Genomic DNA, 25,757 nt, shown 5'->3' with positions numbered 1-25,757 from the left:
AAGGTCTTAAAATAGAAAAACGTATGACTACATCAGCCTTTAACTTCGAATTACTCATAGAAGCGGAACAACTTGTGCCATTTTTAGGGCATGACAAAATTCGTATTGTCGATCTAAGTCGTAGCTCTGTGTATGATCAATTACATATTCCACATGCCTTACATGTTAAACCACAACTGTTGGTTCGACAGGAAGAACAAGCTTCAGGGTTATTGCCTGATGAGGACGGTTTAAAAGCGCTGATTGAGTATTTAAACATCTCTCCCGAACATCATGTTGTGGTCTACGATGATGAAGGTGGTGCTTGGGCTGGACGTTTGATCTGGAACTTACATTGCCTTGGCTTTTATAATACCAGCCTACTCAATGGCGGAATTCATGCATGGTTGGCAGCAGGCTATCCGACTTCGGCTGAAGCGGAAAGTTTTAGCAAAGTTGAACCCTTAGTTACTGTCAATTTACAACATCTTGATCAACACCGAATTGAATATGCCAAACTGTTGCAAAAGGTTGAACAGCAAGCGATTCAAGTTTGGGATTGTCGAACTTCAGAAGAATATACGGGACAGCGTTTGGCAGCGCGACGCGGCGGTCACATTCCAAGTGCACAACATTTTGAATGGAGTACTGCAATTAATCGTCAAAATCATTTAAAATTGCATCCTCTAGAACGCACGCAACAACGTCTAGAACAATTAGGCTTTCAATTTGACCAGCCTGTGGTGGTGTACTGTCAGTCACATCATCGTTCTGGTCTGGCTTATATCTTGGGTCGGTTATTGGATTGGAATATTCAAGCCTATGATGGTGCGTGGAGCGAGTGGGGCAATCGCCTCGATAGTCCAATTATTACTGGAGAATCACCTGCGTGAGTCTTACATCAACGTTAAAAAAACAAATTTTTATCCAAGCACAAAAAGTCATTCCGCAACAGCAACTCAGCCGTGTTGTTGGTAAAGTTGCAGCCAGTGAAAATCCAATTGTTAAAAATTTAGCGATTCAAGCATTTAAAGCACAGTACGGGATAGACCTTTCTATTGCTGAGCAAAGTGATGCTTTAAAATATAAATCATTCAATGAATTTTTTACCCGTGCCTTAAAAGACGGTGTTCGAGAAATTGACGCAGATCAGACCAGTATTGTTTCTCCAGCAGATGGTGCAATTTCTCAGTTGGGTAAAATTAAAGATGGTGATGTCTTTCAGGCCAAAGGCCAAAGTTTTTCTGTAGACAAACTGATTGGCGATCCGCAATTGGCTGCACCATTTATCAATGGTGAATTTGCCACGGTTTATTTGTCACCACGTGATTATCACCGTGTCCATATGCCATTTGCAGGAACGTTGACAGAAACTTTGTATATCCCTGGTGAGTTATTTTCAGTAAACCAAACGACAGCAGAGAATATTCCTGGTTTATTTGCGCGTAATGAGCGTATGGTATGTTTGTTTGATACCGAATTGGGACGTATGGCGGTTGTTCTCGTGGGTGCAATGATCGTGGCAGGAATTGAAACTGTGGCGACTGGTAAAGTAAAACCAACAGGGCGTTTAGAGTTAAACCAGCATGATTTAGCCTTAGAAAAGGGTGCTGAACTTGGACGTTTTTATTTAGGTTCAACCGCAGTTGTATTGTTTGAACAGAATAAAATCACTTGGGATGAACAGTTTAAAGCCAATTCTATTGTGGTGATGGGCGAAGCTTTAGGGCATACCGTTTAATTTGCGTGTTCTATGATGAGGTGCACTTTCTGTTGTAGAAAGTCACCGAGTCTAAAGCCTTATGGCATTGAAATAAGACAGCTTTAAAGCCTGTGCATCTGCTAAGGCATTGTGTGGATTTTCAGAGGGGACATGGGTTTCGATTGGATCCTGCATCCATAACTGCATGGTCAGCGGAGGTGTTCGGATACATTTTCCTGCAGAAAGTACCAGACTACGGGTAAACAAGGCAAAGTCTTCTGGCCAATCTGCCACAATTTCAAGACTTGTATATTGAGATAAATAAATCTGTAAGCGACTTTGAAATTGCGCTAAGGAAATCGGTTTTTGATTTAGACGAGGCATGACATGGTCTTTAACCCAAGTAATTGGGTCTGCGCATTCTAAAACTTCATAAAAATGTTGATTATTCTCGTCAACCAATGCCAGCGAAATTAATTCACCACCAAAGCCATTAAATTCACAATCTAGAAATAGTTTCATTCGAATTAATCAAAAAATCAAATATTAACCTGCAAAATCAAGGCGCTCTTTGGGGAAAACCACTCTAAAAATAGACCCCCGATTTTCTTTAGAATCAATTTCTAAATACGCATTATGTTGCATTAAAACATGCTTCACAATGGCAAGCCCTAAACCTGTTCCACCTGTTTGGCGGCTTCGTGCGCTGTCTACACGATAAAAGCGTTCGGTTAAACGTGGAATATGTTTTGGATCAATCCCGATCCCGGTATCTTCAACAGTGAAATAACCATGTTCACTGTCATCATGCCAGCCGATTGTAACAGTGCCACCTTTAGGGGTGTATTTAATCGCATTGGTGATTAAATTACTAAACGCACTGGCAAGCTCTGCATCAGAACCAATTAAGTCACAATGACTGTCAATATCTAAATTTAAAGTATGGCCATAATCGACATTGTAGGCTTGTGCATCATCAAAAAGCTGATTCATCAAATTCGGCATATCGATGATTTGATTTTTTGCGACCTGTTTATTGCCTTCCAAACGTGAAAGCAAGAGTAAGTCATTGACCAAGGCATTCATTCGACGTGTTTGTGATTGCATCTGTTCAAAGGCACGTTTCCAGCGCGGATTTAAATCTTCTTGATCGGTAAAGGTTTCGATATAACCACTGAGTACAGTCAGTGGGGTACGAAGTTCATGTGAAATATTGTCGACAAAGTCTTTGCGCATTTGTTCCAGATTATGTACACGTGTGACATCGTAAGCAACGAGCAAACGGCTTTCACTACCAAAACGTGTTAGTTTAATCTGTACATAATGCTCTTCATAAACCGAAGATTTTATTTTAATGCCATCTGGAGATTGGTCGATATTATTAAAATATTCAATAAAGCTCGGCTGGCGGATAATAGTCAAGATGTTACGACCACGATCTAGCGGTTGAATGCCTAACAGTCTTTCCGCAGCAGGATTCCACCATTCAATTTGATGTAATTCATCCGTTAAAACAACAGCTTCTGCTAAAGCTATCAGTGAGGATTGCGCCCGATCAATCAATCCGACCATTTCAGCTTGAACAACCCGTTCTTGGCGTTGTGCACGATAAACATTAAAAAGCAGTGCACCCCAGATACCTTCTAGATTGGGTGGAGAGTCGTAAGGACGATTCGAAATCCACTCATTGACCAAGTATAAAGAGCGTAATTGAAACAGAAAAAAAACAGCAAAACCGATGGAAATACAAATCCAAAAATACCCTATCCCTAAACCAATAAATCCGCCAATGATGAGTAAAAAACCAAGCAGGCGTAAATCTTGTTTTGCAAATTCCCACAAGCTACTGTAACGGAATTTTTTATGTTCTCGTGCAAGATCTGGGACGGGGTAGGGTTCATACATAGAAATTTATTTACCTTGAGAATGCTTAACCTAAAGCAACATCTGCACGGGTAGAGAAGCGATAACCCGTTCCACGTACAGTTTGTACGTAGCGATCAGCACCATAAGGTTCAAGCACTTTACGTAAGCGGCGGATGTGTACGTCTATGGTACGGTCTTCAATATACACGTTACCACCCCAGACCTGATCAAGTAGCTGGGCACGTGTATAAGCACGTTCAGGATGTGTCATAAAGAATGCCAATAAGCGGTATTCTGTTGGACCCATTTCTAAAATATTATCACTAAAACTGACGCGTTGGCTCACTGGATCAAGTATTAATCCATTGGCATCAATGGTTTTTTCGCCACTGAGTGCATTGGCACGACGAAGGACAGCTTTAATACGCGAAACCAATTCACGGGTAGAGAATGGTTTGGTCATATAGTCGTCTGCACCAGCATCAAGACCTTGAACTTTATGGTCTTCTTCGCCACGTGCTGTCAACATGATGACTGGAATTTCTGCCAAATTTTCATCACGTTTTAAGCGACGACATAAGTCTACACCGCTCACACCGCCAGGCATCATCCAATCGAGTAAAATCAAAGATGGCCGTTGGTCAACAATCATTTGATGGGCTTGTTTTGCATCTTCAGCTTGCAGGCATTGAAAACCTGCCATATCCAATGAGGTATGAATCATTTCTCGAATCGGAAGTTCGTCATCGACGATTAATATATAGTCATCTTTCACAACGCAATATCCTATGTATGAACGGTGTACCGTCTTTTATTTATGACAGGCTTATTACAAAGATTAATTATGACAGTATCATTGCAAAAAGAAGATGTTGACGAATTTTTGCAAAAAAATGTGACAAATAATCGTCGATATGATGAATAATCCATGACATTTTTAAATAAATGTTCCATTTTGAGAAAAGAAATTTATTTAAACTGAACATAAAAATACGCTATTTGATAGTTTTGTGACGATTTTATGACAGGGTCATTCAGGCTAAAAAGCTTATTTAGATGAAAATGAATCAATCAGCGATATAAATACAATTTCACATGCTGAGACAATTTCTTCAAGCGATTGTTTAAATCCGCCCATGACCCATCGAACCGCAATTTGAGTCACATAGCCATTTAAACCTGTGGCTACTAAGGAAATTTCTTGTTCACTACGTTCAATATGCGGCATCATCAGGGTGACAAAGGAGTGAATTAATCGGTCAAAACGGCCCATCGTTTCATGGATCGTGGCATGATTATGCAGCTCTTGAACCAGCATGGCATCGATATAAATAATACGCGCCACACGTGGATCATTTTTTAACATGGTAAAGATTGCAGTTAAGCCACCACGGATCATATTTTTAGGATCAGGTGCTGCTTGCATGACGCCTTGCATCACGGTTTGTTGTAATTGTTCAATCAGTTGTAGAAAGATGACTTGGAACAGTTCTTCACTTTTTTTAAAGGACTCATAAAAATAACGTTCAGTTAGCTTGGCTTCATTACAAATATCTTTGACGGTGACAGAAAAAAAGCCATGCGTACCATAAGCTTCAATTCCTGCTTCGATCAGCTTTTCTCGACGTGCAAGTTTCCGCTCAGATAAGGACATGCCTTTAAATTGACGCTCTTTGGCAGCTTTATTTATAGTTTTCTTTTCAGTGGAAAGTGGTTCATTCATTGTAAAAAATTACTCGTGTCATATTTGATTGTCACAAAGAAGCGCTTATTTTAGCAATAAAAGCCATTGAAACCTATTCTAGAATTTTTGTATAAAAAAACATCGGCTAAATCATAATATAATATTGACAATAATGATTGTCAAAATTATATTGAGCAAGTGAGCTGCACATCACTCTGAATGCTTTGTGCGGGTTTAAAAAAGGATAGACAATGAAAAATTTTAAAAACAAAGTCGCTGCAATTACTGGTGCTGGCTCTGGTATGGGACAACAACTTGCTATTTTATTGGCAAAAGCAGGTTGTCATTTATCCATTAGTGATGTGAATGAAAAAGGTTTAGCTGAAACCGTTGAACTGGTCAAAGCGTATAATGTTCGTGTGACCTCAAAGAAAGTGAATGTTGCCAAAGTTGAAGAAATGCGAGCTTGGGCTGCGGACACAGTGCAAAATCATGGTTCTGTAAACATGATTTTTAACAATGCTGGTGTGGCTTTAGGTTCTACCGTAGAAGGCGCATCTTATGACGAACTAGAATGGATCATGGATATCAATTTCTGGGGCGTTGTATACGGAACAAAAGAATTTTTACCTTATATCAAGAAAACAGGTGATGGGCATATCATCAACATTTCGAGCTTGTTTGGTTTAACCGCGCAACCGACTCAGTCTGCATATAATGCATCTAAATTTGCGGTACGTGGTTTTACTGAATCATTACGTCAAGAATTAGATATCGAAAAGTGTGGTGTATCGGCACTATGTGTCCATCCAGGCGGCATTCGTACCAATATTGCAAATGATGCGCGTATGAATGACAGTTTACGTTCTTTAGGAATGAACCCTGACAAATCAGCAAAAGCATTTAATAAACTATTACGTATGCCACCAGAAGATGCTGCTCAACAAATGTTGGATGCTGTACTAAAAGACAAACGTCGTTTACTTATTGGGAATGATGCAAAAACCTTGGATTTAATTCAGCGTATTTTACCGACTGGATATCAAAAAATTACAGGTTTTGCGACCAAGTTTAGTAAAAAGCTAGAACCAAAATAATTGATTTATAAAATGAAAAAACCGTCAAGCTGACGGTTTTTTCATTTTATACATTGTGAAATTATGCGCTGAATAAGAACTCAATATCCATTCATTTAAATTAAGATCTCAATCGTTTTCTTTTTCCAAACAAATTGGTAATACAAACCTTGCATAAGGCATAGACTGAAAAAGGTCAGTGCAAGCGCATACCAAATGCCTTGTAAACCAAACCACTGACTAAATAAATAAGCACATGGAACTTCAATGAGCAGGATGGATAAAATATTAAAAATCATAGGAACAGTCACGGTTCCGCTGGCCCGCATGATCGAGGCAAAAATTGCACTTGCACCAAAGAATATAATCGACCACAACACAATAAATAATAATTGTTGACCCAATTCAATCACTGATGGATCTGTAATAAACAACGCCATCAAATATTTTGAACAAATATAGGCCAAGAGTACCAATGAACCTGTAATCACAATATTACTCAGCAGTGCCGTTCGCGTCACTTTTGCCAACAGCTCAGACTTCCCAGCACCAATCGCTTGCGCCGCAAAGATGGAACCTGCAATGGCAATCGATAATGCAGGGAATTGGATATAGTTGAGCACTTGGTTGACTGCACCATATGCCGCTGTTGCATGTGCACCATGTTGGTTAACCAGTCCAATCACCACCAGACCTGCGACCGAGTTGGTCACCATTTGAATACCTGTCGGCACGCCCAAACGCAAAATACTGCGACTAAATTGTGGGTGATAGCGGATATGCTGGATTAACGCTGAATCTGGTCTTAAAGCATGATCTTTTTTATTCAAATAGATATAGAGAAAAGCTAAGGTCGAAATAAAGCCTAAGCCACTGGCAATTGCTGGAGCAATAATGCCAAGCTTAGGTAGACCAAAGTAACCGCCAATCAAGGCTGGGGTTACAATGACGCCCACAATGATCGTCAGACTTGATGCCATCAATGGTGTAGTACTGTCACCCACACCACGTAAAATAGAGGTGTAGGTGATATAGATGAATAGAAAAGGGCTACTCATTAACATCCATTGAACATAGGGCAGTGCAAGATGCATGATTTTGGGATCTATACCCAAAAGCAATAGAATTTCTTTGGCAAAAAACACCCCTAAAAAGGCAATGATTGATCCACCAATGAGGGTCATAAATAACAATGCGCCAACAATGGTACGCACTTTTTCGATATCTTTGGCGCCCCACGCTTGTCCAACCAAAACAGTTGCACCTGTTGATAGACCAATCACAAAAGCCAGCAATAAAAATAGAATCGGAAAAAATACCGAAATTGCGGCAATCGCTTCTACACCGAGCATCTGCCCAACAAAAATGGTATTAATTGTTCCAGACAGATTTTGCAGAATATTGGTTAGAATCAGTGGGCCAAGGAAGATTAAAAAAACCTTCCAGAATTTGGGTTGGTGAAGCATATCGGGACGAGCTGGCATCTTTTATTCTACTGTCTATTTCGAGTGTCTTTATCTTATTGATAATATAACAAACGCTGAGTAAAAAGCCTGAGTATTTGAGTAACTCAGGCTTTAATTTTACAGAGATGATCTGTATGGATCGGGATTAAATTTGATTTAAAATTTCACAGGCCTGAATCAAAGTTTGTTCCTTTTTAGCAAAACAAAAACGCACTAAACGTAAGTTTTTAGGGGCTTGCTTATAAAAAACAGAAACTGGAATCGCCACAATTTTATGTTCTTCCGCTAAGAATTTACACATCTCTACATCATTTAAATCTGGGCGAATTTGGCTGTAGTCAACATTTTGAAAGAATGTGCCTTGAGAGGGAATTAAACTAAATTTTGAATCCGCAATACCTGAAATAAATAGGTCACGCTTTTGCTGATAAAAGCTTGATAGCCCGTCAATATGTTCAGGATGCTGTTGCATAAAATTGGCCAGCGCCATTTGTACGGGGGTTACTCCACAGAAGTTGGCAAATTGATAAATTTGACGGAATACTTTCATAAGCTCTGGTGTCGCAATGCAATAACCTGTTTTCCAACCTGTCACATGAAAGGTCTTACCAAAAGAACCCACCACAAAACTACGCTCTCTGAGTTCTGGAAATGACAATGCTGAATAATGTTTTTCGCCGTCATAAATCAAATGCTCATAGACTTCGTCTGAAAGCACAATAATATTTTTATCTTGAATCAGTTCAATTAAATTTAGCCAGTCTTGTTTAGACCAAATCGCGCCAGTTGGATTGTGTGGAGTATTTACAATCACCATACGGGTTTTATCTGTAATAGCAGATTTAACTTGATTCCAATCTACAGAAAACTCAGGCGCATTGAGTGGGATATGAATGGCTTTACCACCGACCAATTGCACGCTTGGTGCATAGCTGTCATAGCTTGGATCAAAAATAATCACTTCATCACCATGATGAATGATGGCTTGAATTACACTAAAAATCCCAATCGTTGCCCCAGGAGTGATGGTGATTTCTGTGACTGGATCAAGTTGTAATTGATCACGTTTTAAAAAAAGTTGCGCCAGTTGTTCTCTCAGCGCTAATAAACCATCACCAGCAGCGTATTGGTTAAAACCGTCTAATGTGGCTTGGCTCAGTGCTTGTAGCAACGCTGGTGGTGCATCAAAGTCCGGAAAACCTTGTGACAAGTTAAGAGCGTTAAGACGATGTGCCATTGTGGTCATGATGCTAAAAATGGTGACGCCTTGAGCAGGGAGTTTGGAGTGGATTTCGATCATGACCAGACTAATTTTATAAATGCATTGGTGGCAGTTTAGCAGGTCGTTTTAAGGAGCTGAATAGGATGAAGCAATCTATTGGTTAGAGGGAGAGGTGCTGTAGGAATTTAAGATAGAGAAAGTAATATTTAGAGGGGTAATGTTTTGTTACATAACATGTTGGGGGAGTTGAGTTGGTATGAATGTGATGGGGTCTATAAGTTAAAGGCAGATGTAGGCTTCGTATAAGAGATTTTATGTTAAATTAATGATCAAAATGCCCAATTCATGGGCCTTTCGCATAAGCGGTATTATGTTAATTTTAGAAAAAATGATTAAGAGCCTGTAAATTATTTGCTTTTAGTATATGAGTTCTCCATCTTTATATAGTTGAATAAGGCTACCTTGCCAGCCATATATAATTAAACTATTGTTATCTGATTCAATCATCAAATATCCTTTTGTAAGATCACCTTCAATAATGATCTCAACCTCAGAATCAGGTTTAACTTCAAATTCTTCCGCCCAGGGCTCAAGCACTAATTTGATTTTATTACTGCTTGAGTTTTTATAAAGAAACTTTTGTTTTATTTTCATTATTTTATTTCTCCCATTAATTGGATAATACGATTCATTAGCTGAACTCTGTTGCGTGCAGTTGTATTATTAACATTTCTCAAAAACTCATTGGCGTAGAAAGTTCTCCATTGTCTAGCCATTGGCTCACTAAAACCCTTAGCTTGTATCGTAGCTACTTCGAATTTTGTGATGTTTTGAGTGCGGAGAGCTGCACCTTCAGCACCTTTGCCCCATTGTAGGACTTTACTTCCTAAAATGTTTTGATTAGCAATACTTGGTGGGAGTGGGGGAGTGGCTAATTTTGGTCGAGATAGAATCCATGACTTAGATAATTTCTCATTTGTAGCTAAAGTTGTAGCCCTCATGTCAATGACATTGTCATATTCAGACTTAAATAGTAGATCATCGAATTTAGATAACCAACTAAATTTTGGTAAAGGTGCTAAAGTAGCAACATCACTTGCAAAATTATAGGATAATTTATCAGTAAATGCTCCACCAGAAATGGAATAAAAACTTTGTCCATTTTCAACCCATTCATTTTTTGCATTTATATAGGCATATAATCCGCTTGGATCTATATTGCTAACAGGATTCCCATTCGCATAAATATAAGGATTCAACCCACCTTCTAAACCAATACGATCAGGTTCTACATAACGCCCTAAAGCAGGATTATAGAAACGGTTATGATTGTAATGCTGTTTAGTTAACTCATCATAGTATTGACCAGGGAAGCGTAGATTAAACTTCACCGTCTGAACACTTGGAAGTCCTACACCAAATGTAGTTGAGTCCCAAGCCCAAACCGTTGTTGTAGCATCGGCAGCATTAATTAAACGACGAGGCGTGTTTTGAACATCGCTTGCAATCCAATAAATTTTAGTTGCAGTACCTGAACCATAAATAGCAGCAACAGGCTTATCATCCATCCACACATATTCAACCTGTGGAATACCATCTGCATTATATTCACCAATCAAATGACTGTTTTCATCATAAATATATTGAATAGCATTCGCTTGATAACCCGAACAGTACGCTCATTCTTGTGGTTGTAAGTCATGTAGTACTGAGGCACAGTAATAGCTCCACCTGTAGTTTTATTCTCTTTAAGCCCACAAGATCTAAACTGAAATTTCATTCGTTTCAGAGCAATTTTAGATGGCTTAAATACACTTTTAGCAGCGCATTTTAAGTACTGCATCAGATCATGTAGATTTCATATAATGATTGGATTAATTATTTTGATTTTTATAAGGCGTGATTAATCTTTATAGGCGATGCAAACCATAAAGCAATATTGTTTATAGGGTCAAAGTGGGTTGACTTGTCATAGGATCCTTACTATAACTTATTTATAATAATTTTAGCGATATTACAATAATGGAAAATAAATCAATCACATATAAAACTTTATGGGTCTTTGCACTCATTCTAAGTTTAGGATTCATTATCTCAGCAAGTGTCATGGGCTATGCACTTAAGCAGTTTAATGGTGAAAAAAATTCAATAGTGGTCAAAGGGTTGGCTGAAAAACCCATACAAGCAGATCTAGCGCGCTGGGAGATTCATCTGCAAACCAGTCGTGCTTCCGACAGTGTTTCAGCCGCCTATCAATTGTTGGATCAAGAAATAAAAGCACTACAAGATTTCTTTATTGAGCATGGATTTAAAGCAACAGAAATGAAACTGGGTAATAAAAGCTCTCAACCCTATTATGAGGAAGTGAATCAAGGCGAGGGAAAATTTACTCGCGAGTTTAGAGGCTATACTGCGATGCAATCGCTAGTGATAAATAGTCGTGATATTCAAAAGATTGAGAAAGCCGCAAAAGATGCGTATTTATTAGATGAAAAAGGCATCGCCATCGAGCAAAAACCGCAGTATTTGGTGTCGAATCTAGAAGAAATAAAAATGTCATTGATCGCCAATGCAACTAAAAATGCGCATAGCCGTGCCAATGAGTTTGCAAAAGTTGGTGGGGTAAAAGTCGGTGCAATGCGTTCTGCAAGTCAGGGTGCGTTTTATATTTTACCTGAAAGTGGTTCTGATGATGACAGTGATTATGGCGGTGCTTATGACAAAGCTACCATTAATAAAATTGCGCGTGTTGTCGTGACCATCAATTATGCGATTGATTGATACAGCATTTAAATTGATAAAAGTGCAGTGTTAAAAAATGGGAGCTAGACTCCCATTTTTTATATTCTTAAATCGCAAAATCAATCACAGCACGAATCACACCTAAACTTAGACCAATAAATGCACCAACCACAACACCATTAACACGAATCATATGTAAATCACCGCCTACCTCATTTTCAATCTTGGCGATCATTTCGGTAGAGTCCCACTCATGGATACGTTGACTAATAAACTTAATCACTTTCTCACTATATTGGTCACTTAAATTGATGGCAATTCCGCTGATTCGATCATTCAGCAATTCACGTACTGACTGATTTTGCATCAAGTTTTCACCAAGCTGTTGAATGGCGATACGTAAATTCATGGCAATGCCCGAGTCTACTTTAAGCAAGTCAGATTTAGCCGCATCACACAAAATCACCACAGCACCTGTAATAAAGTTGAGTACCGGTTCGCTGTCTAAAAGGGCATTCTTGGTTTCATTTAAACTTATGCTGGCATGACTATTGTTATCCGCCAGTTGCAGCATAAGCTCATGTGCAGCTTCTTCAATTTTTTGACGAATAGGATGTTCCTGATCAGCAAGCATGGATTCCACTTTTTCAATCACTGAATCAATGGTCCGTTGCTCAACATCAATCCCAATCCAGCTGGCACCTTTGGCAAGGCGTGAAACACCAAGCTCTTTAAACATGGTTTGAGTGATTTCACGGGTTTTTTCAGGATGGGTCATCATCCATTCATGGGCAATATCTAGTCCACGTTGTAATACATCTTGATGGAAATCATTTTCTAAAACTGCACGCAGCATTTCACTTGCCAATTGGTTCATTCGAGTATTTCGAACCCATTGCACACTGTTGTTTTGAATAAAGCGTCCAATTTGGTCTTGCCCGACAAATTCGAAAATTTTAGGGACAGTCTGTTGAATTACGTCCACCACTTGACCGTTATTTTTAGAATTGGCCAGCCATTGACCGACAGCAAAACTAAGATCAATACTTTTTAAACTACGTTCAACAATTTGTGGGGAGAGAAAATTTTCTTGGACAAATTTACCCATCGATTCCGCAATACGTGCTTTATTACGTGGAATGATTTCGGTGTGATCTTTGAGAAATTTAGGAATGGGAATTTTCCCAAAGGGATTACGAAACAACACGGTAATCGCATACCAATCGGCTAAGCCACCGACCACGCCAGCTTCAGCACCCAGCATGAGAATATGAATAAACCAAGCATACTCAGGCATCAGTTTGGCGGAAATGATCAAAGCAAACCATGCGACAACAGCCACCACCAAGGCGATGGTCGCAAAGCGTTTGCTTCGATCTAAGTTTGGAATTTCATTGAGAACTTCACTTTGTTCAATTCCGCTCATTCATTTTCCTAAATAGATTTCTGCATTTTTATTTCGTTGATGTTACCGCATCAGGCTGTGGTTGCAGTACTTGTCCTGTCGGACTAACACCATATTTTTGTCCTAAAGATTGCAAAATCAGACGAGCGTCAAATGCATCATTTGGCGATGACTTTTTATCTTTATAACATTCTATCGTATAGGAAATTTGCACAGGGTCAATGGTCACCACTTGTGGCATATCATAAAATGGGTCATTCCAGAACACTGGATGACGACGATAGCCCCAGCCATATGGATAGTAGTTTGATGATGGGTAAACTACCGCTTTACGAGGCGGTTGCTGAGTGCGATTGCTTGGGTCATCTAAAACCTTGAAATAGGTAAATCCATTTAAAAGCGTGGTTTGTGCGGCTTTAACAAGATTAATTTCTTCAGCTGTTCCAAAACTCATATTGCTATTGCCTTGGAAGCTGATGCGATAGCTATGATCGTTAAGTGGAACCGTAGTGTATTGCCCAAGTTGGTCAAAGGTACGTGGTTTGCTTGGTGTCGTCGCACAACCTGTGATGGTGAGCGCCACTGCAATAGTTAGACCAATGAGTACTTTGTTCATGTGTCTCTCCTTTCCATTCTTCTGGATGGAATTTAATGAATTTATAATCCTCAGTATATTGCTCTAAATTGATGGACTGACAATGAATTTCAAGAAGAATTTTGTTAATTCAGGATGATACTCAACAAGATAAATGACTGTTCACGTAAAGTTTAAACAATAAGCACGGTATTATGCGTATTTGATCCATGATAAAAAATGAAGACTGTTGAGAGTAGAGTTGAATGAGTATTCAAATTAAAGGTTATATTGCAACAAGCGCAGATGGCTATATCGCAACACCAGATGGGTCTGTAGCATTTTTAGCGCCATTTCAAAGTATTGACTGTGGATATGATGATTTTATCCAAGATATCGATATTGTGATTATGGGGCGTAAAACCTATGAAGTGATTTGTTCTTTTGCTGAGGCGTGGCCTTATCCAAACCAGAAAGGATTTATCGTCACTTCTAATCCTGATTTGGCTTTAACTCATGCCTCGCTTTCGCGGTGGAACTTAGGTGTGGATGAACTTGTTGAGCACCTCAAACAGAATTATAACGGCAATGTCTGGATTGTCGGTGGAACGCAATTGCAGAATACTTTTATTGAACAGAAGCTGCTCAATACTTTAGAGGTTTTTATCATGCCTGTTCTTCTTGGAAAGGGCATACCGCTATTTCCAAGTTTTGACTCGCATGAACAGCAGTTAAAGTCCATACATGCAGAAATGATTGAAAATACCATTATTAAACACAGCTATGTTTTCTAACGTTTGCTGTTCTGATGAATCAGTATGCTTTGATGCGCTGGTCAAACAGCTTATGCAAAATATTTCTGCATAAGCTGTTGAGATAAAAATAAATAGGATTAAAAATGACTATTCGGCTGTTTTAAAAATTCAATTTCTTCTGCCGTTGAGCTTCGCCCTAAAATTTGATTACGGTGAGGATAACGCCCAAAACGATCAATAATCACTTTATGCTTTTTCTCAAAATCTAAATTGAGAGGATTGCCCAACTCTTCAAAAAGCTGTAAAGCTTGGATATGAATAATTTTTGATTCACTGTGCATAAATGGCATATACAGAAATGAACGCTGTTCGGGGCTTAATTGCTGATCTAAATTTAGCTGAATTGCTTCTTGTGCTAGCGCAAGTGCCAAGGCATCTTGTGCAAAAGATTCAGCATGATCTCGATACAAATTACGCGAGAATTGGTCTAAAACAATAATTTCAGCCAAGCGACCTTCTGCTGTGGCACGCCAAGTCCATAGTTCACAATGTTTGGCTTGATCCAAGGTATGTGCAAATCGCTGGTGCAAAGTTTGATCGAATGCGTCACTTTTTGCGAACCAAAATGGCTGAGTTTCTTCACTAAACCAAAAATCGATAATTTCTTGATAATTCATAGTAGTTACAATTCTTTAGTGGTAATTTTTCTATAAAATCACAAATTTTAGATGTCTTGTAGAGGTAGTTTGTGTTAAAAACTTTTCCGAAATAAAGTGAATAATTCATTTAAAACAACGATGCTTATACGTGTATATCGATAAATAACGTTATACTGCGCGCATCAAAACATTTTATTTTAAAAAATTCTTTAAGATAAGCGAGTAAGTATGAGTCAACCCGAAACGATTTCCCAATCTTTAGTACCAAATTGGGTGGATTCTACCTTATTCAGAGGCATGTTACGTGGCATCGAACGTGAAAGCCTGCGTATGCAAAGTAATGGCTTTTTATCACAGGCTGATCATCCTCAGTCTTTAGGCTCAGCCCTAACACATCCGCATATCACCACAGATTATTCAGAAGCTTTGATGGAGTTTATTACACCTCCCAAAGAAAGCATTCCTGAAGCGTTAAGCTTTTTAACAGATGTACATGCTGTTGTTCATCGTCATTTAGAAAATGATGAAAAGCTGTGGACTTTGTCCATGCCATGTATGCTGGATGACAAAGAAGAAAATATCCGTTTGGCGCAATATGGCACATCCAATATTGGTCAATTCAAAACCTTATATCGTCATGGGCTCGGCATTCGTTATGGGCGCCGTATGCAGACGATTTCGGGTGTGCATTATAATGTGTCTTTCCCAGATGCGTTATTTGAACAATTACAACAACACGAAAGAAATCAAGCGCTTAAATCATTAAGCCTGCAAGATTATCGCAGTCATCGTTATCTTGGGTTGATCCGTAACTTTATTCGTTTAACTCCTCTTGTGATGTATTTGGTAGGGGCAAGCCCTTCAGTCTGTAAATGCTTTATGACAGGGCGTGAGCATCAATTGTTGCCTTTAATCAAAGGCACATTATTTCTACCTTATGCCACAGCATTGCGTATGGGGCGTTTTGGTTATCAAAATTCTGCACAAAAACAATTGGGTATTCATTACAATAATTTAGAAAGTTATGTGGCTGAATTACAAAAAGCAGTCAATTCACCTTATGCACAGTTTAGTCATTTAGGTTTAAACGATGCCAATGGTCAGCCGATTCAAATTAATGATCACGTCTTACAAATTGAAAATGAATACTACAGCTTAGTCCGTCCAAAACAAGTGCCACAAGCAGGGGAAACGCCATCTCAGGCCTTGTCAAATCGTGGGATTGGCTATGTTGAGTTACGCGCGGTAGATGTAAATCCATACAGTGCGATTGGCATCGATGAGGATACAGCAGGCTTCTTGGAAGTGGTTGCGTTGTATTGCTTGCTTAAAGAAAGCCCAGATTTATGGGATGAAGAACAAGATATTATTGAGCAAAATCAGGCTGAAGTGGTCAATCGTGGTCGTGCGCCAAATGCGAAAATCATTGAAGCGGGTGTTGAATATCCATTACTTGAGTGGATTCAACAGCATGTCACCGCCATGCAACCACTTGCAGATCTACTCAACCAATCCTATGCAACAGATTTATATCGTCAAGCATTGACGGTGATGCAAACACGTATTGATGATGTGGATGAAACACTATCAGCGCATGTGATTGCCGATACTGTAGAGCAAGGTGGTACATGGAATTTTGGTGGCTATATGGCCAATCAACATATCCAAAGTTACGAACAACATGTATTAAGTCCGGAAACTTTAGCGTATTTTGAGGGGCTTACTCGAACATCTCTCGCAGAACAACAGCAACTTGAACAAAATACAAGTATAAGTTTCGAGGATTATCTGAGTAAATTTAGATAAAGCATTGATTAGATAATGAGGAAGTTCCATGCAATGGCGTAGTTATCGCTTCGTAAGTGGTCTTTTATTTTTGGCAAGTGTGATTGGTATGTCATTTGCGCTCTATTTAGAGCATGTACAAGGCCTTGAGCCATGTCCACTATGCGTATTTCAACGTATTGGATTGATTGGTCTAGGGCTAATTTCACTGATTGCCTTTTTGCATAACCCAAAAACAAATGTATTTAAACGCATTTATAGCTTTTTGGGTTTAGCTGCGATTTCTTGGTCAGTTGGTGTTGCTGCTCGTCATGTGTGGCTACAGAACCTACCCAAAGATCAGGTCCCGAGTTGTGGTCCCGGTCTGGACTATTGGGTCAACACTTTGCCTTTAAAGGCTGTGTTTGAAAATGTGCTTAAGGGTTCTGGCGAATGTGCCATGGTTGATTGGACTTTCTTAGGACAGTCTTTACCTGTTTGGTCATTACTGTTTTTCAGTGTATTGGCATTGATCAGTCTGTGGCAGTTGTTTAGAAAGTACTAATTTAAAAACATTAAGAGCCAGTCTAAACTGGCTCTTTTTTCATATAAACTTCAATTATTTATAAATCAAGCAAAATCATGAATCATAAAATAAATTTAGCCGGGATCGGCATACTGGTCTGTTTGGCTACAGCACAAGTCTCTGCAAAACCAGCCAGCAATGTGGTCAGTAAAGATGTGTCTTGTCAGTTTAAATCTAAATTTGATGACACCATTCCAGCCGATGTTTCCTATATCAAATTGGGTGCTCAGCCATTTAAAAAATTTATTGTCGATCCAGATTATTTTTCAAGTCGAATTGAAGACTGTCAATTACATGGTGGCAGATACTACGTATTGTCTGTATCGCAGAGCCATCCTGCTAGAACGCTTGCCCAGTCGCTGATTGAGGTGACGCAATTTGATTTAACAGGCAAAAAGCTCAGCCAAAAATTTTATAATAAAGCTTGGACTTGTGAATTAAAACAAGGCTTTATTGCAAAAAATCAACGCTTATTGATCGATACCCAATGTGCAGAAAAATCAAACTTTGATGAATATGGTGACATGATTGATCCTCAGCAGAACAAGTCTTATCAAATTGAAGTGAAATAGCAAAAAAGGCTGATTGAAGATCAGCTTTTTTGCAATTAGGTCTCAACAATCCCTTGCATACTTTCTAATTTAATCAAATATTTGCGAATTTGTTCTTCTGCCAATTCATCATGGTGCGGATAAAACCATTTGGCAATTTGTTCCGAAACCAAAGGATGATATTGAATCTCTAGATGGTTTAAGCCATAAAACACAGCTTTATGCGATTCAGGTAATTTCAACTGGAAACGTGGGTTCGGGTGTTCACCCAAGGCACTTTTAACACTGACCAGATAGTCGCCAATCACTTTTAAGGTGCGGTTTTTGCGGTTTTCAAATTCCAAGGTACCTGCAATTAAAAAGGTATTGATATGCGACGGTAGCGGAGCTGGTTTGCGGTTGTCATCCATCAAACCAATACGGGCATTGTTATGCTCCCAGTCATCATCTCGAACACTTCCATAACGCAAGTCTAAGATGCCATTACTGCGGATATTGACGATATGGCTGATCATTTTAACAATCGGGAAATTACCCACTTTCTCTTGCATGGCAAATCCGAAACGTTCTAATAACGCACCATGATGCGGAGAACCAATACAAACCAGATTCTCAACCATGTGGAACCACTGGTGCATGTTTTGTTTGCCATAGAACAGCGCACTGCGAGAAACCAAGCCGCCCATACTGTGCCCAATTAAATCAATGCTGGTAATGCGAGGGTTACGTTTGATTAAATCTTCTAAAAGATTTGCCAATGAACGTCCATTGGCTGAAATTCTGCGTCCAGTATTGTAGTGAAAATACAACATGGTGTTGTGATCACGTTGCGCCAAGAGTTTCTCACCAATACCGCCATTGTTACGATTGGTCCAGTCTTGATAATTCATACATAAACCGTGAGAGAAAATCACCACACGGCCAGCCAAATCACCTTGCTGTAATGAACCATAATGATCATAGAGCACAGGCGACAGTGCGAGCGGATTATGAGTTGCCAACAAATAATCGCCCAGTACCCCATTTAAAACACTGACCAAAAAAGTCATGTGAGAGGTCAATGGCTTATCATGTAAATTTGGAAAACGTTCAATGGTTTTACGTAAAATTGGAGCAATCAGGTGGCTACCATAATTTTGCAATGCGTGATAACCAAATTGATAGAATTTATCGACAATTGGACGGGATTGGAATCGTTTGGCTTTTTGTTTACTTAAGCCAAAAATACTCAGCAACATTTCACGTTGAATCGACTGGATGAAGTCTTGAACCATGCCACTGAGTGGCGTACTCACTAACTGCGCTAAACCTTCTAATACGTCGGCCTGACTTGGAGGCGAACGATCCCACTTACAATAGGTTTCGTGTAAAGGGGTTAAGCTTGGCATTGTTATTTCCTCATCCATATTGATCTGGAACAAAGACTTTATTTTTGCTGTAGATCAATGTATAAATCCCTAGGCAATCATCTTATCTTGTTCATCCTGAACGCTATTTAAAATACCGATAATTGCGATTAAGTTTTAGTTTTTTGTCGGACAATATCCCGACATATACAAATTAAAACAATAATGTGATTTGAATCACATTAAAAATTAAAACATTGGTGGTAAAAAAGCAAACTATTTTCAATGAATATTATTTATTTACATGGTTTTAAAAGTAGTCCTTTATCAATAAAAGGGCAACAACTAGATGATTATTGTCGATGCTATTCATCGCATAGTGTGCATTTGCCTGATTTAAACCAGCATCCGCAACTGGTTATAGATCAAATTTCAGCGCTCATTGAAAAATTGCCTGATGTTGCACTGGTGGGGAGTAGCTTTGGTGGCTTTTATGCGACACAATTGGTCGCAAAATATGGTGTGCCTGCTGTTTTAATTAATCCAGCTATGCGACCATGGCAATTGTTCAGTAACTTATTTGGGATTGAACAAATTCCCTATAAGATCAATGAACAATGGACTTTAGATCGTTTACAACTTAACTACTTGGAAGCGATTGCCGTGCCGTTTGTACAAGATGCAGACAAAATACTGGTCTTATTGCAACAAGGTGATGAAGTTTTAGATTATCGTGACGCTGAACGGTATTATAGTGCAGCTCCACACACATCATTGATCATGACAGAAATGCACGGTAATCATGCGATGGAAGATTTTGCAGATAAAATACCCATGATTCTGGAATTTTTATCATACTCCGTAAAATAAAAGGAAAAAACTCAACGTGTCTCAATATACGGCCCAATCACTTGAAGTATTATCTGGTCTAGATCCTGTACGTCGCCGTCCAGGTATGTATACCGATACCACTCGTCCAAACCATTTGGCGCAAGAAGTAATTGATAATGCTGTCGATGAGGCACTTGCAGGACATGCCAATAAAATTACTGTCACGGTATATAAAGATGGTTCGTTGTCGGTCGAAGACAATGGACGTGGTATGCCAGTCGATATTCATCCTGAATATGGACAAAGCGGGATTGAAATTATCCTAACGAAACTGCATGCGGGCGGTAAATTTAGCACCGATAACTATCAGTTTTCGGGCGGTTTGCATGGTGTCGGAATTTCCGTGGTCAATGCCTTGTCCGATCGTGTTGAAGTTGAAGTTCAACGCCACGGCAATCTTTATAAAATGGCGTTTGAACATGGTGAACCTGTTGCGCCTTTAGAGGTTTTGGAAGGCAAAGCGCCAAAACGTGCTACGGGGACAACAGTACATTTTTGGCCAGAAGCGAAATATTTTGACTCTCCTAAATTTGCTTTAAAAGCGTTAAAACATAATCTCAAAGCCAAAGCTGTATTGGCTGCTGGTCTACAAATTAATTATATTGACCAGATTAATGACGAAAAAATTGAATGGCAGTTTGAAAATGGTCTCGTCGACTATTTGATGGATGAATTACAAGATCGTGAAATCATTCCAGATCCTGCCTTTGTTGCAACAGGTGAAGCTGAACGTGCTAGTGCTGAGTTTGCAATTTGCTGGAATGCTGAGGGTGGTGAACAAATTCAGGAAAGTTATGTGAATTTGATCCCGACAGCACAAGGGGGAACCCATGTAAACGGGTTACGCTCAGGTGTTACCGATGCTATGCGTGAGTTTTGTGAGTTACGTAACTTGTTGCCACGTAATCTCAAATTGTCTGCTGAAGATGTTTGGGACGGGGTCAATTATATTCTGTCGCTTAAATTCCAAGAACCACAATTCTCAGGACAAACCAAAGAACGTCTTTCAAGCCGAGAAGCGTCCAACATTGTTTTAAATATTGCCAAAGATGCTTTTGCACTCTGGCTAAATCAAAACTCTGAAGTGGCCATGCAATTGGCTGAGATTGTGATTGCGAAAGCGGGTCGCCGTTTAAAAGCAGCTAAAAAAGTTGAACGTAAAAAGATTGTTGCCGGTCCAACCCTGCCCGGAAAATTGTCAGATTGCGTCGGTCATACCCTTGAAGAATCAGAACTGTTTATTGTCGAAGGTGACTCTGCGGGTGGTTCAGCAAAACAAGCCCGTGATAAAAACTTCCAAGCGATCATGCCGATTCGTGGGAAAATTTTAAATACTTGGGAAGTGTCTTCTGACGAGGTGTTGGCTTCTCAAGAAGTGCATAATATTGCGATTGCGATTGGCGTAGATCCGGGCAGTGATGATCTTTCCGAATTACGTTATGGCAAAATTTGTATTCTTGCCGATGCCGATTCAGATGGTTTACATATCGCGACCTTGCTTTGTGCACTCTTCGTCAAGCATTTCCCTGCAATGGTCGATGCTGGGCACCTATATGTTGCAATGCCACCATTGTTCCGTATCGATGATGCCAAAGATGTTTATTACGCGCTTGATAACGAAGAGTTAGAAGCTATCTTAAAGAGAGTTAAATCTAAAAACCCGCAAATTACGCGATTTAAAGGTTTGGGTGAAATGAACGCCAGTCAATTGCGTGAAACCACCTTAGATCCAAATACGCGCCGTTTGGTGCAGTTGGATTTGGACGACACGCATCACACAACAGGCTTACTGGACAAATTACTTGCTAAAAAAAGGTCAGGTGATCGTAAAGACTGGTTAGAGCAAAAAGGTAATTTAGCTGATTTGAGTGTTTGATTGCTGAACTCATTCATATTTAAAAAATGATGCCTCAGAGCATCATTTTTTTTGATACCTCTGAAACATCGCATTGATGCAAACAGAATTACATTCTTCGTCGTACAAATAATTTCTGCATTATCTTTCTCTTTTTTCTCCTATTCTTTTGCCTCTACGCCATACATCTCAGGGATTGGATTATCCCGTCAAAAATCGTTTGGTGCTGTAAAGCAAAATTTATCCCGAAAGCCCTAAAAATTTAATTTTGGGTAAATTTTTTGCACTCTCATCGCTCATTTTAAACAAAAAAAATCGCACTTAATTTGACCAGTGTGGCTTTTAATCTCGCATTTTCACTTGCTAAGTGCTGGCTATATCCAGTGATTGAAAGGCATTTAATGCCTATCAATGTGTGTTCAATTTATATAAAAATAATAGCAGCTAATATTTTGATTTTATTATTTTTTATCAGGAAAAATATTCAACGATAAAATCACAAATTCTCCACTTGGCATAAAAATTGAATTAAGCCTGTCAGGTAAAAGCAAAATCGCGCATTCAAAAATGCACCAAAAGGTTTGGAGAGAAAAAGATGATGTTCCAACAAAAAATGTTTTCAAAAACACTTCTCGCTGTGGCAATGATGGGGAGCATTGCGCTGACGGCTTGCTCAAAACCCGCAGATAAAACGGAAGCGAAACCCGCAGCAGAAAATAAATCGGCAACTGCTACAGGCGGTGACACAATTAAAGTGGGCATCTTGCATTCATTGTCTGGAACCATGGCAATCTCTGAAACGTCGCTTAAAGATACGGCACTGATGGCAATCAATGAAATTAATGCCAAAGGTGGGGTGATGGGGAAAAAGCTTGAGCCCGTTGTTGTCGATCCTGCATCAGACTGGCCATTATTTGCTGAAAAAGCCCGCCAGTTAATAACTCAGGATAAAGTCGCTGTCATTTTTGGCTGCTGGACTTCAGTTTCTCGTAAATCAGTGTTACCAGTTGTAGAGGAGCTCAATGGTCTGTTGTTCTATCCAGTGCAATACGAAGGCCAAGAACAGTCTAAAAATATTTTCTATACAGGTGCAGCACCTAACCAACAAGCGATTCCTGCTGTTGAATATTTAATGGGTGAAGAGGGAGGTAAGGCGCAACGTTTTGTCCTATTAGGTACCGACTATGTTTACCCGAGAACCACCAACAAAATTTTACGTGCATTCTTAAAGTCTAAAGGTGTTGCCGATGCAGACATCATGGAAGAATACACACCATTTGGACACAGTAATTATCAAACCATCGTCGGCAATATTAAGAAATTCGCTGCGGGTAAAAAGACCGCGGTTATTTCCACCATCAATGGCGATTCTAACGTACCGTTCTATCGTGAATTGGGTAACCAAGGCATAAAAGCTTCCGATATTCCTGTGATGGCCTTTTCAGTCGGTGAAGAAGAATTACGCGGGATCGACACCAAACCACTGGTCGGGCATTTGGCATCTTGGAACTACTTCATGTCTGTGAAGAATCCAGTGAATACCGAATTCGTCAATAAGATGAAGCAATACGCAGTGGAATATAAGCTACCCAATGCCAGTAAATTGGTGACCAATGACCCAATGGAAGCCACTTACGTTGGCATCAATATGTGGAAACAAGCCGTTGAAAAAGCGGGAACAACGGATGTAGATAAAGTCCGTGAAGCGATGGCAGGTCAAAGCTTTAAAGCACCGTCTGGCTATACCTTAAGTATGGATGCTACTAATCATCACTTGCATAAGCCTGTGATGATTGGACAAATTCGTGGTGATGGACAATTTGATGTGGTTTACAAGAGCCCTCAACCGATCAAAGCGGAACCATGGAGCCCGTACATTCCTAAATAAAGGCTTTACGACCCCAAAAGCCCGCTATATGCATAGTGGGCTTAACTGATGACTCAACTTTAAAGGTCATTGTATTTAAACAAAAATAGGGGGAGTTGCACATGTCACTTAGACTGAAACTCGCAGCACTTTTTTTTACGATCTCTCAATTATTTCTTATTCAACAGATTTTTGCTGAATCTGTGCATAGTGCGCAATCGTCATCCGCTCAGCCAGCGGCAAGTCATGATGATGCCATTCAAAAATTTGTACGTGCAGATTTTGCAAAGCGTCGAGCGATGCTGAATCAATGGCCAGCAAGTATAGACGAGCTTGATAAGCTGGTGGCCTATGTCGAAAACGACGAGCTTTATACCGACAGTTCGGGCAATACCTACATCATGAAAGCTGGCGATAAACTGTTCAGTTATCCAGATGAACAGGCAATTACCGATTGGCCAGCTGATTTAAATCAAGTGACGTTGGTCAATACCTTGCATAAAGCCTTGAGCTTTGGTCAGGCGAAGATCAAGTTACAGTCCCCAGATGCATCACAGCGTTTGGCTGCGATTGATATTTTGGAAAATAATTTAGATGAACTGGATATTAAGGTCATCAACCAACTTTATCTCAATGAAAAAAATAATAAAGTGAAGGCACGTTTAGCCCAGTTAAAAGCACGAATTGATTTTAATAGTCCAGATACGCTCACCAAAATTCAAGCGGTTAAAACCCTAAAAGATTCTAGTCGTCCTGATGTTTTGGCGATCATCGAACAAGCGCTAACACAGCCAAACTTAAATCCAGAATTAAAGGCTGCTTTGGTCAGTGCGCAAAGTAGTATTAAAACCCGCATTCAAGCCAGTGAATGGACAGGACATGTTTTTTCAGGCCTCAGTACCGCAAGTATTTTATTGCTCGCAGCATTAGGACTGGCGATTACTTATGGCTTACTCGGTGTGATCAATATGGCACATGGCGAGTTGATCATGATCGGTGCTTATACCACTTATGTGGTGCAAAGTTTCTTTAAAACCCATTTGGGTGCTTATGTCGATTGGTACCTGATTGCAGCAATTCCAGCAGCGTTTTTAGTCAGTGCTTTGATTGGCATGTTGATAGAACGAACCGTGATTCGCCCGTTGTATGGCCGTCAGTTAGAAACCTTGTTGGCGACCTTTGGTGTCAGCCTTATTTTGATGCAATTGGTCCGGATGATTTTTGGTGCGCAGAATGTGGAAGTATCAAATATTTCATGGCTTTCAGGCGGGATTTCGCTTACACCTAGTTTGATGCTGCCGTATAACCGTATCGCGATCATCGTCTTCACCATCGCTGTATTACTTTTACTGGTTTACCTGCTCAATAAAACCCGATTTGGTCTATTCGTCCGTGCAGTGACGCAAAACCGTCAGATGGCACGTGCTGTCGGTATTCGCTCTGCACGAATCGATATGATGGCCTTTGGACTGGGTTCGGGACTTGCAGGGCTGGCAGGCTGTGCCTTGGCACAAGTTGGCAATGTCGGACCTGACCTAGGGCAAAACTATATTATTGATGCTTTCCTTGTAGTTGTGGTCGGTGGCGTTGGTCAGGTTTGGGGCGCTGTGCTTGCCGCATTAGGTTTAGGTGTGAGTGGAACAATTCTCGAAATTGGTATGGGCGCAGTGCTCGCCAAAATTATTCTCTTGGTTCTTGTGATTCTGTTTATTCAAAAACGCCCACAAGGTTTATTCGCTATCAAAGGTCGTTTTGTGGAGTAAGCCT

At 39.8% G+C, this 25,757-nt stretch carries 24 protein-coding genes; 12 read left to right on the top strand and 12 right to left on the bottom strand.

All coding sequences use genetic code 11. From position 1 onward, the window contains the following. Positions 1-23: 23 nt before the first annotated feature. Complete coding sequence (locus CQZ96_RS13060) at positions 24-872, top strand: sulfurtransferase (RefSeq protein WP_035371610.1); 849 nt, start codon at positions 24-26, stop codon at positions 870-872. After that, positions 869-1,720 (top strand): archaetidylserine decarboxylase, encoded by an 852-nt coding sequence (asd, locus tag CQZ96_RS13055; protein ID WP_105713917.1) that lies wholly within the window; start codon positions 869-871, stop codon positions 1,718-1,720. The genes CQZ96_RS13060 and asd overlap by 4 nt, the downstream gene beginning before the upstream one ends. Positions 1,721-1,771: 51 nt before the next feature. On the opposite strand, the gene CQZ96_RS13050 is transcribed toward asd, so the two are convergent. From CQZ96_RS13050 to CQZ96_RS13035, 4 genes are all read right to left on the bottom strand, one after another. Then, positions 1,772-2,203 (bottom strand): hypothetical protein, encoded by a 432-nt coding sequence (locus CQZ96_RS13050; protein WP_056517080.1) that lies wholly within the window; start codon positions 2,201-2,203, stop codon positions 1,772-1,774. Between the two features lie 24 nt (positions 2,204-2,227). Then, entirely contained in the window at positions 2,228-3,586 is a 1,359-nt protein-coding gene (gene phoR / locus CQZ96_RS13045; RefSeq protein WP_004718725.1) for a phosphate regulon sensor histidine kinase PhoR, read from the bottom strand. 25 nt (positions 3,587-3,611) lie between these two features. After that, a complete protein-coding gene (gene phoB, locus CQZ96_RS13040) occupies positions 3,612-4,322 on the bottom strand; it encodes a phosphate regulon transcriptional regulator PhoB (RefSeq protein ID WP_004718724.1) in 711 nt (236 codons plus the stop codon). A gap of 273 nt (positions 4,323-4,595) precedes the next feature. Beyond that, positions 4,596-5,270: a TetR/AcrR family transcriptional regulator gene (locus CQZ96_RS13035; RefSeq protein WP_004718721.1), complete on the bottom strand. Its 675-nt coding sequence runs from the start codon at positions 5,268-5,270 to the stop codon at positions 4,596-4,598. Between the two features lie 212 nt (positions 5,271-5,482). Here CQZ96_RS13035 and CQZ96_RS13030 point away from each other — a divergent pair, with 212 nt between their 5' ends. Next, a complete protein-coding gene (locus tag CQZ96_RS13030; RefSeq protein ID WP_004718720.1) occupies positions 5,483-6,328 on the top strand; it encodes an SDR family NAD(P)-dependent oxidoreductase in 846 nt (281 codons plus the stop codon). A 95-nt stretch (positions 6,329-6,423) separates the two neighbouring features. Here the strand turns inward: CQZ96_RS13030 and CQZ96_RS13025 are convergent, their stop codons facing one another. The 4 genes from CQZ96_RS13025 to CQZ96_RS21880 all read right to left on the bottom strand — a co-directional run bounded on the left by CQZ96_RS13025 (position 6,424) and on the right by CQZ96_RS21880 (position 10,614). After that, a complete protein-coding gene (locus tag CQZ96_RS13025; RefSeq protein ID WP_004718718.1) occupies positions 6,424-7,791 on the bottom strand; it encodes an MATE family efflux transporter in 1,368 nt (455 codons plus the stop codon). A gap of 127 nt (positions 7,792-7,918) precedes the next feature. Next, complete coding sequence (locus CQZ96_RS13020; RefSeq protein WP_105713916.1) at positions 7,919-9,073, bottom strand: methionine aminotransferase; 1,155 nt, start codon at positions 9,071-9,073, stop codon at positions 7,919-7,921. Between the two features lie 339 nt (positions 9,074-9,412). After that, positions 9,413-9,649, bottom strand: coding sequence for a hypothetical protein (locus CQZ96_RS13015; protein ID WP_105713915.1), 237 nt, complete (start codon positions 9,647-9,649; stop codon positions 9,413-9,415). Further along, positions 9,649-10,614 (bottom strand): RHS repeat-associated core domain-containing protein, encoded by a 966-nt coding sequence (locus CQZ96_RS21880; RefSeq protein ID WP_416377028.1) that lies wholly within the window; start codon positions 10,612-10,614, stop codon positions 9,649-9,651. Before CQZ96_RS21880 ends, CQZ96_RS13015 begins: the two co-directional genes overlap by 1 nt. Before the next feature lie 403 nt (positions 10,615-11,017). Here CQZ96_RS21880 and CQZ96_RS13005 point away from each other — a divergent pair, with 403 nt between their 5' ends. Next, entirely contained in the window at positions 11,018-11,776 is a 759-nt protein-coding gene (locus tag CQZ96_RS13005; protein ID WP_105713914.1) for an SIMPL domain-containing protein, read from the top strand. 67 nt (positions 11,777-11,843) lie between these two features. Here the strand turns inward: CQZ96_RS13005 and CQZ96_RS13000 are convergent, their stop codons facing one another. After that, positions 11,844-13,163, bottom strand: a complete 1,320-nt coding sequence (locus tag CQZ96_RS13000; RefSeq protein WP_105713913.1) for a DUF445 domain-containing protein — start codon at positions 13,161-13,163, stop codon at positions 11,844-11,846. A 28-nt stretch (positions 13,164-13,191) separates the two neighbouring features. Next, positions 13,192-13,758: a CC0125/CC1285 family lipoprotein gene (locus CQZ96_RS12995; RefSeq protein ID WP_105713912.1), complete on the bottom strand. Its 567-nt coding sequence runs from the start codon at positions 13,756-13,758 to the stop codon at positions 13,192-13,194. A gap of 224 nt (positions 13,759-13,982) precedes the next feature. Between CQZ96_RS12995 and CQZ96_RS12990 the strand changes: the two genes are divergently transcribed. Further along, the gene (locus CQZ96_RS12990) at positions 13,983-14,510 is read left to right on the top strand and encodes a dihydrofolate reductase family protein (RefSeq protein WP_105713911.1); all 528 of its coding nucleotides are present in this window, start codon (positions 13,983-13,985) and stop codon (positions 14,508-14,510) included. 98 nt (positions 14,511-14,608) lie between these two features. On the opposite strand, the gene CQZ96_RS12985 is transcribed toward CQZ96_RS12990, so the two are convergent. Then, complete coding sequence (locus CQZ96_RS12985; protein WP_004718682.1) at positions 14,609-15,148, bottom strand: DUF924 family protein; 540 nt, start codon at positions 15,146-15,148, stop codon at positions 14,609-14,611. A 210-nt stretch (positions 15,149-15,358) separates the two neighbouring features. On the opposite strand from CQZ96_RS12985, the gene gshA reads away from it, so the two are divergent. The 3 genes from gshA (at position 15,359) to CQZ96_RS12970 (ending at position 18,052) form a co-directional block, all read left to right on the top strand. Continuing rightward, positions 15,359-16,936, top strand: a complete 1,578-nt coding sequence (gene gshA / locus CQZ96_RS12980) for a glutamate--cysteine ligase (RefSeq protein ID WP_105713910.1) — start codon at positions 15,359-15,361, stop codon at positions 16,934-16,936. A 28-nt stretch (positions 16,937-16,964) separates the two neighbouring features. Beyond that, positions 16,965-17,459: a disulfide bond formation protein B gene (locus CQZ96_RS12975; RefSeq protein WP_004718679.1), complete on the top strand. Its 495-nt coding sequence runs from the start codon at positions 16,965-16,967 to the stop codon at positions 17,457-17,459. A gap of 77 nt (positions 17,460-17,536) precedes the next feature. Beyond that, a complete protein-coding gene (locus CQZ96_RS12970; RefSeq protein ID WP_105713909.1) occupies positions 17,537-18,052 on the top strand; it encodes a hypothetical protein in 516 nt (171 codons plus the stop codon). Positions 18,053-18,087: 35 nt separating this feature from the next. On the opposite strand, the gene CQZ96_RS12965 is transcribed toward CQZ96_RS12970, so the two are convergent. Next, a complete protein-coding gene (locus CQZ96_RS12965) occupies positions 18,088-19,419 on the bottom strand; it encodes an alpha/beta hydrolase (protein WP_004818342.1) in 1,332 nt (443 codons plus the stop codon). Positions 19,420-19,662: 243 nt separating this feature from the next. Here CQZ96_RS12965 and CQZ96_RS12960 point away from each other — a divergent pair, with 243 nt between their 5' ends. The 4 genes from CQZ96_RS12960 to urtB all read left to right on the top strand — a co-directional run bounded on the left by CQZ96_RS12960 (position 19,663) and on the right by urtB (position 25,753). After that, positions 19,663-20,247 (top strand): YqiA/YcfP family alpha/beta fold hydrolase, encoded by a 585-nt coding sequence (locus CQZ96_RS12960; protein ID WP_105713908.1) that lies wholly within the window; start codon positions 19,663-19,665, stop codon positions 20,245-20,247. A 16-nt stretch (positions 20,248-20,263) separates the two neighbouring features. Then, the gene (gene parE, locus CQZ96_RS12955; RefSeq protein ID WP_004718669.1) at positions 20,264-22,144 is read left to right on the top strand and encodes a DNA topoisomerase IV subunit B; all 1,881 of its coding nucleotides are present in this window, start codon (positions 20,264-20,266) and stop codon (positions 22,142-22,144) included. Positions 22,145-22,721: 577 nt separating this feature from the next. Continuing rightward, positions 22,722-24,011 (top strand): urea ABC transporter substrate-binding protein, encoded by a 1,290-nt coding sequence (gene urtA, locus CQZ96_RS12950; protein WP_034611328.1) that lies wholly within the window; start codon positions 22,722-22,724, stop codon positions 24,009-24,011. 101 nt (positions 24,012-24,112) lie between these two features. Continuing rightward, entirely contained in the window at positions 24,113-25,753 is a 1,641-nt protein-coding gene (urtB, locus tag CQZ96_RS12945) for an urea ABC transporter permease subunit UrtB (protein ID WP_105713907.1), read from the top strand. The last annotated feature ends 4 nt before the right edge of the window (positions 25,754-25,757 follow it).

This window comes from Acinetobacter sp. MYb10, assembly GCF_002980175.2.
Taxonomy (GTDB): domain Bacteria; phylum Pseudomonadota; class Gammaproteobacteria; order Pseudomonadales; family Moraxellaceae; genus Acinetobacter; species Acinetobacter guillouiae.
Note: the sequence above shows the minus strand (reverse complement) of the source record. Positions and strands in the feature narration are given on the sequence as shown.

Coding starts and splice junctions, on each gene's coding strand:
- CQZ96_RS13060 (WP_035371610.1), top strand. CDS start 24: ATGACTACATCAGCCTTTAACTTCGAATTACTCATAGAAGCGGAACAA.
- CQZ96_RS13050 (WP_056517080.1), bottom strand. CDS start 2,203: ATGAAACTATTTCTAGATTGTGAATTTAATGGCTTTGGTGGTGAATTA.
- phoR (WP_004718725.1), bottom strand. CDS start 3,586: ATGTATGAACCCTACCCCGTCCCAGATCTTGCACGAGAACATAAAAAA.
- CQZ96_RS13035 (WP_004718721.1), bottom strand. CDS start 5,270: ATGAATGAACCACTTTCCACTGAAAAGAAAACTATAAATAAAGCTGCC.
- CQZ96_RS13030 (WP_004718720.1), top strand. CDS start 5,483: ATGAAAAATTTTAAAAACAAAGTCGCTGCAATTACTGGTGCTGGCTCT.
- CQZ96_RS13025 (WP_004718718.1), bottom strand. CDS start 7,791: ATGCCAGCTCGTCCCGATATGCTTCACCAACCCAAATTCTGGAAGGTT.
- CQZ96_RS13020 (WP_105713916.1), bottom strand. CDS start 9,073: ATGATCGAAATCCACTCCAAACTCCCTGCTCAAGGCGTCACCATTTTT.
- CQZ96_RS13015 (WP_105713915.1), bottom strand. CDS start 9,649: ATGAAAATAAAACAAAAGTTTCTTTATAAAAACTCAAGCAGTAATAAA.
- CQZ96_RS13005 (WP_105713914.1), top strand. CDS start 11,018: ATGGAAAATAAATCAATCACATATAAAACTTTATGGGTCTTTGCACTC.
- CQZ96_RS13000 (WP_105713913.1), bottom strand. CDS start 13,163: ATGAGCGGAATTGAACAAAGTGAAGTTCTCAATGAAATTCCAAACTTA.
- CQZ96_RS12995 (WP_105713912.1), bottom strand. CDS start 13,758: ATGAACAAAGTACTCATTGGTCTAACTATTGCAGTGGCGCTCACCATC.
- CQZ96_RS12990 (WP_105713911.1), top strand. CDS start 13,983: ATGAGTATTCAAATTAAAGGTTATATTGCAACAAGCGCAGATGGCTAT.
- CQZ96_RS12985 (WP_004718682.1), bottom strand. CDS start 15,148: ATGAATTATCAAGAAATTATCGATTTTTGGTTTAGTGAAGAAACTCAG.
- gshA (WP_105713910.1), top strand. CDS start 15,359: ATGAGTCAACCCGAAACGATTTCCCAATCTTTAGTACCAAATTGGGTG.
- CQZ96_RS12975 (WP_004718679.1), top strand. CDS start 16,965: ATGCAATGGCGTAGTTATCGCTTCGTAAGTGGTCTTTTATTTTTGGCA.
- CQZ96_RS12970 (WP_105713909.1), top strand. CDS start 17,537: ATGAATCATAAAATAAATTTAGCCGGGATCGGCATACTGGTCTGTTTG.
- CQZ96_RS12965 (WP_004818342.1), bottom strand. CDS start 19,419: ATGCCAAGCTTAACCCCTTTACACGAAACCTATTGTAAGTGGGATCGT.
- CQZ96_RS12960 (WP_105713908.1), top strand. CDS start 19,663: ATGAATATTATTTATTTACATGGTTTTAAAAGTAGTCCTTTATCAATA.
- urtA (WP_034611328.1), top strand. CDS start 22,722: ATGTTCCAACAAAAAATGTTTTCAAAAACACTTCTCGCTGTGGCAATG.
- urtB (WP_105713907.1), top strand. CDS start 24,113: ATGTCACTTAGACTGAAACTCGCAGCACTTTTTTTTACGATCTCTCAA.